Here is a 7,748-nt window from a genome sequence, read left to right as displayed (position 1 = left end):
CCCACGAAAAGACGGCTTGGATGCTGCGCAGCATGATCGAGCAATCGAGTTAACCGGCAGCTCGGCGGCAACTGTGAAGCCATGACCGATGCAGCCCCACCCGATCGCGCCCGCTTGCTGCGGCAGTGGATGCAGCGGGTGGGGCTCTCAAGCTTGCGGCAACTGAGCCGTGCGGCCGGCGTTTCCGAGCGCCAGCTCCACTACCTGCGGCGGGGCGAGATTGCGCGCATGCGGCTGGGTACGCTGCAGAACTTGGCCCAGGCGCTGCAAGTCTCGGTGGCGGAGCTGCTGGCGCACTTCGATCCCAGCGGGGACCCCAACCGCGAACAAGCAGCACTGGCTGCCTTGCGGCAAGAGTGCCAACGCCTGCAGCAGCAGCAAGCCCATCAACAGCAGCAGCAGTGGGCGCAATGGCAGCGCGACAGCCTGGGGATTCTGGAGCCGTGGCTGTTGCAGTGGCCCACTGCCGCCGAGCAAGCGCAAGCCAACCCCGAGTTGCCCGCTTACAAGCTCGTGCCCTTGGTTGAGCCGGTCGAGCGGCTGCTCGAGCACTGGGGCATCCGCCCCATTGGAGCTGTGGGCCAAGCGGTGGCCTACGACCCGCAGTGGCACCAACTGCTGGATGGGGCGGCGGAGCCCGGCGATCGCGTCTGCGTGCGCTATGTGGGGTACTGCCAGGGCGACAGGCTGCTCTATCGCGCCCAAGTCAGCCCCAACCCGTAGCGAGCCCGCGCGCGATCGCTAGTAGTACTTAATGTAAACGCTGTCGATGCCGGCATTCTCGCTCTCGGCGAGTTGGAGCCACAAGCTGTTGGCCTCGGTCATCAAGTCGATGGCTGACAGCTGGTAGCGCTGCCGCTGGGTGCCCTCCAGCCAACTGACCGTCCCGTCAGTCTGAATCTCGGGTTGGCTGACGCGGCAGTAGTGTGTTTCGCTTTGCCGGGTTAGCGGATAGCCCTTGAGCTTTGATACCGCTGCACGCTGGCCGCTGTGGCGGTTCCACCAGGTTTGGATGGGCTGTTGCGTCGTAACGGCGGCGGCTTCCATTCTGACCGGAAACGCAAGGCGCATGCTGGCTGCCATGGTCGGATCTCGCTGAACTCGCCCACACCGTGGCTATCGTACACCGATGCGGAGCGCAGCGAAAGCGACTGCACGGCCAGCCCAACGCCGGTCATGACGGCTAGGTGATCGCTGCACTCAACCTGCTTGCTCTTTTGGGCACCAAAGTAGAGCTCGGCGCAGACGACAGTACAGAGCCGCACAGCGGTTGTTTGAGCAGCGGATGCACGCTAACCAAAGGACATAACTCCCATATTGAAGGATTTTTGGAGATCGCAATCTAGTGCATAAGCCACGAGAATTGGTATCAGGGGCTCGCCCTGCCAGCTGCCAATGACGTGCTCGAAAAAGCCAGGGGGCCATCCCAGCGCTTCTGGGGACTGGGATGGCTCGGCGGGCTCGGCTGCTTCGATGGTGACTGTGACCTCGCGATCGCGCAGGTCGGCGGGAAGCTGCAGCCAGAGATTGCCCTCGGCATCCACCTGGGCGCGGCGTGCGATCTTCCCTCCGCAATGCCGCAGTTCTATAACAGCACGCGATCGCCTCATCTTGTACGGCGGGGCACTAGGCCGCAGCTTACAAAACGGCAACTGCCAGGCGCGTTGGTGATCGCCAACCGGCAAATGCTGGGAATCCCATCCAGCAGCATTGAGCAGCAAGCTCGTTATGGCAACGGAACCAGCGCCTAGCGCGAGGGCGCGAGCTGCTGCGGCTCGGCAATGTAGTCTTGCAAGGCCCGCACCCCCAAGGCGTGCGCTTGCAAGCTCTCGATGGCAGCGACTGTGGCTTTGGCGCCGGCGACCGTCGTCACGGTGGGCACCTTGTACGCTAGGGCCGTGCGGCGGATCTGGCGCGCGTCCGCTTGCGCTTCGCGGCCGGCAGGCGTGTTGACGATCAGCTGGATCTCGCGGTTGACGATGGCATCAATAACATGGGGGCGGCCCTGGTGCAGCTTGAGAATGCCCGACACCGCCAGCTCCTGTGCCTGGAGATAGTCGCGGGTGCCATCGGTAGCCACCACGGCAAAGCCCAAGCGCAAAAAGGACTCGACGATGGGCGCGATCGCGGCCTTAAAGCGATCGTCGGCGGAGACAAACACCGTGCCCGAGCGCGGCAGCCGCTGGCCGGCAGCCAGCTCGGCTTTGGCAAACGCGCGGCCAAAATCCCCATCAATGCCCATGACCTCGCCGGTGGAGCGCATCTCGGGTCCGAGCAGCACGTCCGTGCCGGCAAACTTGTCAAACGGAAAAACGGCTTCTTTGACGGCCACGTGCTGCAGCGTGGGCTCTTGGGTGGCGCCTAGCGAGGCTAGTGTCGCCCCCGCCATGACCTGGGAAGCCAGCTTGGCAAGCGGCACGCCGGTGGCTTTGGCCAGGTAGGGGACAGTACGCGAAGCGCGCGGATTGGCCTCCAGTAGGTAGACGGCATCGCCCTGGATGGCAAACTGCAGGTTGAGTAGGCCTACAACATTGAGCGCCTGCGCCAGCTGCCGGGTGGATTGGCGCACCAGCGCCAGCGCCGGTTGCGATAGCGACACGTGGGGCACGGCGCAGGCCGAGTCCCCGGAGTGGACCCCAGCCTGCTCGATGTGCTCCATGACGCCGCCAATGGTGACTTCGCCGTTGCGATCGGCAACGGCATCAACATCCACCTCCACCGCATTTTCCAAAAACTTATCGATCAGGATGGGCCGCTCGGGCTCGACGCGGGCGGCGTGGGTCATGTAGTGCCCGAGTTCGCCGTCCGAGTAGACGACCTCCATGGCCCGCCCGCCCAGCACGTAGGAGGGGCGCACCACAACCGGATAGCCAATCTGGGCGGCGACGGCCAGCGCTTGCTGGTAGCTGCGCGCGATGCCGTGGGGCGGCTGCTCGATGGCCAGATCCTGCAGGATCTGCTCGAAGCGCTCGCGATCCTCGGCGACGTCAATGGCATCGGGGGTGGTGCCCCAAATTTGGGTGGCCAGCGACAGGCGATCGTCGGGCGCGCTGCCTAGGGTTTGCAAGTACTGCTGCAGCGGCACCGCCAGCTTGAGCGGCGTTTGGCCGCCAAACTGGATGACGATGCCCTGGGGCCGCTCCAGCTCGATGATGTTGAAGACATCCTCCTGGGTGAGCGGCTCGAAGTAGAGGCGATCGCTGGTGTCGTAGTCGGTGGAGACTGTCTCGGGGTTGGAGTTGACCATGATGGTCTCGTAGCCCTGCTGGTGGAGGGCAAAGGCCGCATGGCAGCAGCAGTAATCGAACTCGATGCCCTGCCCGATGCGGTTAGGGCCGCTTCCCAGAATCAGCACCTTGGGGCGATCGGAGGGGTGCGCCTCCGATTCGCCGGCTTCGTAGGTGGCGTAGTAGTAGGGCGTGTAGGCCTCGAACTCGGCCGAGCAGGTATCGACCATTTTGTAGGCCGGCACGATCCCCAACTGCCGGCGCTGGCGCACGACCTGGGCTTGGGTGGTGCCCGTGGCGAAGGCAATTTGCCCGTCGCTAAAGCCCTGCTGCTTGATTGCGCGCAGCTGGGGAGTGCTGAGCTCGTCTAGGCTGCGCTGCGCCAGGAACTGCTCGGTCTCGATCAGCTGGGCCAGTTGGGTCAAAAACCACGGATCGATGCCGGTGAGGTCGCGGATCTCGCTGGCGGCCATCCCCAGCAGGAAGGCGTGGCGGACGGTAAAGATGCGCTCGGGGTGGGGCACGCGCATCCCGGCTTGGACCTGCGAGCGGCTCGGGAGCGGCTCGGGGCGATCGCAGCCCCAACCCAGGCGGCCGTCCTCCAGCGATCGCAGCGCTTTCTGGAACGACTCGCAGAAGGTACGCCCGATGGCCATGGCCTCGCCCACCGATTTCATCTGCGTCGAGAGCACCGCCTCGGTCCCGGGGAACTTTTCGAAGGCAAAGCGCGGCACCTTGGTCACCACGTAGTCGATGGTGGGCTCGAACGAGGCCGGGGTTTCGCGCGTGATGTCGTTGGCGATCTCGTCGAGGCTGTAGCCAACGGCCAGCTTGGCGGCAAACTTGGCAATGGGAAAGCCGGTGGCCTTGGAGGCCAGCGCCGAGGAGCGCGAGACGCGCGGGTTCATCTCCACCACCACCGTCTCGCCATCGTCGGGGTTGATGGCGAATTGGATGTTAGAGCCCCCGGTTTCGACCCCAATCTCGCGAACGATTTGCTTGGCCAGATCCCGCAGCCGCTGGTACTCCTTGTCGGTTAGGGTTTGGGTGGGCGCAACCGTGATGGAGTCCCCCGTGTGGACCCCCATGGGATCCAAGTTTTCGATCCCGCAGATGACGACGACGTTATCGGCGAGGTCGCGCATGACCTCGAGCTCGTATTCTTTCCAGCCGATCAGCGATCGCTCGACCACGATTTGGGAAGCCGGGCTGGCATCGAGACCGGCTTGGGCTACCTGCTCGTACTCGCGCTCGTTGTAGGCGATGCCGCCGCCGCTGCCGCCCAAGGTATAAGCGGGCCGCACGATGGCCGGGTACCCGCCAATGCGCTCGATCAGCGCCTGGGCTTCGGTCAGGTTACTGGCGGTTCCCGAGGGGCAAACGGGGACGCCAATGCGGCCCATGGCGTCTTTGAATAGCTGGCGGTCCTCGGCCATTTCAATGGCCGGCAGCTTGGCCCCGATGAGCTCCACGCCATAGGCGGCCAGCGTGCCGTGGCGGGCCAGCTCGACGGCAACGTTCAACCCCGTCTGCCCGCCCATGGTGGGCAGTAGGGCATCCGGGCGCTCTCGGGCAATGACCTTTTCGACAATCTCGGGCGTGATGGGCTCGATGTAGGTGCGCTCGGTGAGTTCGGGGTCGGTCATGATCGTGGCGGGGTTGGAGTTGACCAACACCACCGCGTAGCCTTCTTCGCGCAGGGCTTTACAGGCCTGCGTCCCCGAATAATCAAACTCGCACGCTTGCCCGATGGTAATGGGGCCCGAGCCCAAAATCAGGATGGTGTGGAAGTCGCTGCGGCGCGGCATGCGTCTTGGTGCTCAGCAGGGGGTCTCCAGTCCCACTCATTCTAGGCTGGATTGTCCCCCACCCCGAGCGCGCTTGCCGCATGCCAGGGCGCTGCCGTTGTTGCTGGGGGGCGCTAGCGCCGGGTTTGGCGGGCCAGCTCGCGAAACGAATCCAGGCTGGGCCCGGGACGGCGCCGGCCCATGCTGGGCTGCAAGCGCCAATACTTTGGGGCAAAGTTCCCTACGTTCGCCGCTGCCTCGTTGCGCTGGGCAGCCGGCTGCGTGCGACCCCCCACCTGCGATGGCACGGCTGCTGACTGAACGGTTGCGCCGCTGCTGCTGGCTGAGGCGGTACCAGTCGGCTGCGATTGCTGCGCGGCACTGCTGGCTGGAGCTGCTCCCTGCTGCGAGCTGTCGGCGGCTTGCGAGCCGTCGAGCTCCAGGTAGTAAGCGTTCTGGCCCTTGCGGCTCCCTAACAGGCCAAAGGTCAAGATCGAGAGCAACCGGCCTAGCAAGCGCTTGAGAAAACCGAACATGGCGCCACCTCCTACGAGCATTTTGGGTCAAGCAAAGGATGCATCCTTCAATCCTAGCGGCCATGCGCCCGGCTCGATCCGAGCGATGGCAGGGGGCAATGCTAGGCTGGCGGGCAATTTGGTTGCAGGAGGCAATGGGTGGTTGAGCCGTGGCTGATTGGCGGCCTGCTGACTGCGGTCCTGCTGCTGCCGGTAGCGATCGCGCCCGTCCGGTTGCTCACGCGCGCCGGGTTGGTACACGCCTGGGGGCTGGGCACCTTGGTGTGGGGCAGCTTGGGCTGGCCGGGCTTTGCCATTGTGGCGTTTTACTTTCTGGCGGGCTCGGCGCTGACGCGGCTGGGCATGGCGCGCAAGCAAGCAGCCGGTCTTGCCGAGCGCCGCGCCGGCGCCCGCGGCCCGGAGAACGTCTGGGGCTCGGCCCTAACCGGCGCTGCCTGCGCGCTGGCCACGCTGGCTGCTCCCGCGCCGCAGTCGGCGCTGTTCGTTTTGGGCTACGCGGCCAGCTTTAGCACCAAGCTGGCCGATACGACGGCCAGCGAGGTGGGCAAGGCCTACGGTCGCCGCACATTTTCGCCTGCCACCTTGCGGCCGGTGCCGCCCGGCACCGAAGGCGCCGTTAGCTGGGAGGGCACCCTGGCCGGTGCCGTCGCCTCCGCAGTCCTTGCCCTGGTGGCCTGGGCCACAGGCGCGATCGCGGCAGTCGGGGTGGGGTGGTGCGTGGCGGCCGCACTGGTGGCCACGACCCTCGAGAGCGCCATCGGCGCCACGCTGCAGCAGCGTTGGGCGTGGTTGACCAATGAAGCGGTCAACGTTGCCCATACCGCCATAGGCGCTGCCATGGCCATGGCCCTGGCCGGATTGGCTGGCGGTGGGGGCGCTAGCTAAAGCGGCACGGGCGCGCCAGGGCTTGCCGCAGCCGGGCGCAATAGCTTGCCTCGCTAACCTCGTAGGCGCCAAAGCGGGCCAGGTGGGAGTTGTTGATTTGCACGTCGAACAACTCAAATCCCCGCGCCCGCAGGTGCGCCACCAGCCAGACCAGCGCCACCTTGGAGCCTTCGGAGATGCGGTGAAACATCGACTCGCCAATAAAAGCGCCACCCAGGCTCAGGCCTAGGATGCCACCGGCCAGGCGATCGCCTTGCCAGGTCTCGAAGCTGTGGGCCCAGCCGGCCTGGTGGAGGGCGCAATACACCTGCTGCAGCTCGGGCGAGATCCAGGTGCTCTCGCGATCGGCGCAACCGCGGCAGACAGCTGCAAAGTCGCGATCGATGGCGGTCTGGAAGCGATCCGGGCGCAGGAAGCGGCGCAACGAGCGCGGGTAGCGAAAGCGATCGTCCAGCGGCATGAGCGCCCGCCGGTGGCTGGCGTACCAGCCCAGCTCGCCGTCCTCATCGGCCATCAGAAAGTAGCCTTGGGCGTAGCCGGCAACGACGGTGGCAACATCGAGTGCCATGGCAACTTACAGGGGGCTGCTGCCCCTCAGGCTGCCGCAGCTGATGCGCGCGGCGATGGCATCCGTTAGGCTGATGGCAGCCCCAGACGAGACTTGCCCCCATGTCCCAAGCCATTGAGCCTGTCGTTTTGCCCCCGCTGCAGGATTCGCAGCAAGAAGCCCACTGGCTGCGCCAAGCCTTGCAGCAGCGGCTCGATCGCGAATTCCTGCCGGAAGCGATCAATGCCGAAATCGCGCGGCAAGCGGCGCAAATTTTCGTCCGCCAGCGCCTTGAGGGCGAGAACGAGCTCGGTGCCCTGGTCCTCGCCCTAGTGACGGAGATGCAAGCGTTTGACTTTAGCGACAGCTTCTACGGCGAGTGCGCTGTCGCCAATGCAGTCAGCGATCTGGTGCTGGAGCGCTTGGGCACTGAGCGCTGCTGCGGCCAGTAAGCGGCTTACCAGCTGGATTTGACCACACCGGGTAGCAGGCCCCGGTGCGCCCACTCGCGCAGCACGTGGCGCGAGAGGCCAAAATCGCGGTAATAGCCGCGCGAGCGTCCGGTTACCCAGCAGCGATTTTGCACGCGCGAGGGGGCGCTATTGCGCGGCAACCGCTGCAGCTGGCGGTGAATTTCTAGCTTCTCGCGCTGCGAGCTAGCATTTTTGAATCGCGCCTTGAGCTCCGCGCGCTTGGCAGCGTACTTTTGGGCCATGCGCTGGCGCTTGCGCTCGCGCTCGAGGACGCTCTTTTTCGACATGCAGCC

9 protein-coding genes are annotated in these 7,748 nt (G+C 65.3%); 3 read left to right on the top strand and 6 right to left on the bottom strand.

Going from position 1 to position 7,748, the window contains the following annotated elements; translation table 11 throughout:
- Nucleotides 1–81 precede the first annotated feature (81 nt).
- Complete coding sequence (locus BRC58_08070) at nt 82–723, top strand: hypothetical protein (GenBank protein ID PSP16870.1); 642 nt, start codon at nt 82–84, stop codon at nt 721–723.
- Between the two features lie 18 nt (nt 724–741).
- Here the strand turns inward: BRC58_08070 and BRC58_08065 are convergent, their stop codons facing one another.
- The 4 genes from BRC58_08065 to BRC58_08050 all read right to left on the bottom strand — a co-directional run bounded on the left by BRC58_08065 (nt 742) and on the right by BRC58_08050 (nt 5,550).
- The gene (locus tag BRC58_08065; protein ID PSP16869.1) at nt 742–1,047 is read right to left on the bottom strand and encodes a hypothetical protein; all 306 of its coding nucleotides are present in this window, start codon (nt 1,045–1,047) and stop codon (nt 742–744) included.
- A 245-nt stretch (nt 1,048–1,292) separates the two neighbouring features.
- Nucleotides 1,293–1,544, bottom strand: coding sequence for a hypothetical protein (locus BRC58_08060; GenBank protein ID PSP16868.1), 252 nt, complete (start codon nt 1,542–1,544; stop codon nt 1,293–1,295).
- 203 nt (nt 1,545–1,747) lie between these two features.
- The gene (gene carB, locus BRC58_08055) at nt 1,748–5,035 is read right to left on the bottom strand and encodes a carbamoyl phosphate synthase large subunit (GenBank protein PSP16867.1); all 3,288 of its coding nucleotides are present in this window, start codon (nt 5,033–5,035) and stop codon (nt 1,748–1,750) included.
- A 113-nt stretch (nt 5,036–5,148) separates the two neighbouring features.
- Nucleotides 5,149–5,550: a hypothetical protein gene (locus BRC58_08050; protein ID PSP16866.1), complete on the bottom strand. Its 402-nt coding sequence runs from the start codon at nt 5,548–5,550 to the stop codon at nt 5,149–5,151.
- Nucleotides 5,551–5,688: 138 nt separating this feature from the next.
- Here BRC58_08050 and BRC58_08045 point away from each other — a divergent pair, with 138 nt between their 5' ends.
- The gene (locus BRC58_08045; protein PSP16865.1) at nt 5,689–6,435 is read left to right on the top strand and encodes a TIGR00297 family protein; all 747 of its coding nucleotides are present in this window, start codon (nt 5,689–5,691) and stop codon (nt 6,433–6,435) included.
- On the opposite strand, the gene BRC58_08040 is transcribed toward BRC58_08045, so the two are convergent.
- Entirely contained in the window at nt 6,428–7,003 is a 576-nt protein-coding gene (locus BRC58_08040) for a leucyl/phenylalanyl-tRNA--protein transferase (protein PSP16864.1), read from the bottom strand. The two genes, BRC58_08045 and BRC58_08040, sit on opposite strands and share 8 nt — an antisense overlap.
- 101 nt (nt 7,004–7,104) lie before the next feature.
- Here BRC58_08040 and BRC58_08035 point away from each other — a divergent pair, with 101 nt between their 5' ends.
- The gene (locus BRC58_08035) at nt 7,105–7,434 is read left to right on the top strand and encodes a hypothetical protein (GenBank protein ID PSP16863.1); all 330 of its coding nucleotides are present in this window, start codon (nt 7,105–7,107) and stop codon (nt 7,432–7,434) included.
- A gap of 5 nt (nt 7,435–7,439) precedes the next feature.
- On the opposite strand, the gene BRC58_08030 is transcribed toward BRC58_08035, so the two are convergent.
- A complete protein-coding gene (locus tag BRC58_08030) occupies nt 7,440–7,742 on the bottom strand; it encodes a 30S ribosomal protein S14 (GenBank protein PSP16862.1) in 303 nt (100 codons plus the stop codon).
- Between the last annotated feature and the right edge of the window lie 6 nt (nt 7,743–7,748).

The organism is Cyanobacteria bacterium QS_8_64_29, assembly GCA_003022125.1.
Taxonomy (GTDB): Bacteria; Cyanobacteriota; Cyanobacteriia; order Cyanobacteriales; family Rubidibacteraceae; genus QS-8-64-29.
This window is presented reverse-complemented; position numbering and strand designations above follow the sequence as displayed.

Coding starts and splice junctions, on each gene's coding strand:
- BRC58_08065 (PSP16869.1), bottom strand. CDS start 1,047: ATGGAAGCCGCCGCCGTTACGACGCAACAGCCCATCCAAACCTGGTGG.
- carB (PSP16867.1), bottom strand. CDS start 5,035: ATGCCGCGCCGCAGCGACTTCCACACCATCCTGATTTTGGGCTCGGGC.
- BRC58_08070 (PSP16870.1), top strand. CDS start 82: ATGACCGATGCAGCCCCACCCGATCGCGCCCGCTTGCTGCGGCAGTGG.
- BRC58_08035 (PSP16863.1), top strand. CDS start 7,105: ATGTCCCAAGCCATTGAGCCTGTCGTTTTGCCCCCGCTGCAGGATTCG.
- BRC58_08040 (PSP16864.1), bottom strand. CDS start 7,003: ATGGCACTCGATGTTGCCACCGTCGTTGCCGGCTACGCCCAAGGCTAC.
- BRC58_08030 (PSP16862.1), bottom strand. CDS start 7,742: ATGTCGAAAAAGAGCGTCCTCGAGCGCGAGCGCAAGCGCCAGCGCATG.
- BRC58_08050 (PSP16866.1), bottom strand. CDS start 5,550: ATGTTCGGTTTTCTCAAGCGCTTGCTAGGCCGGTTGCTCTCGATCTTG.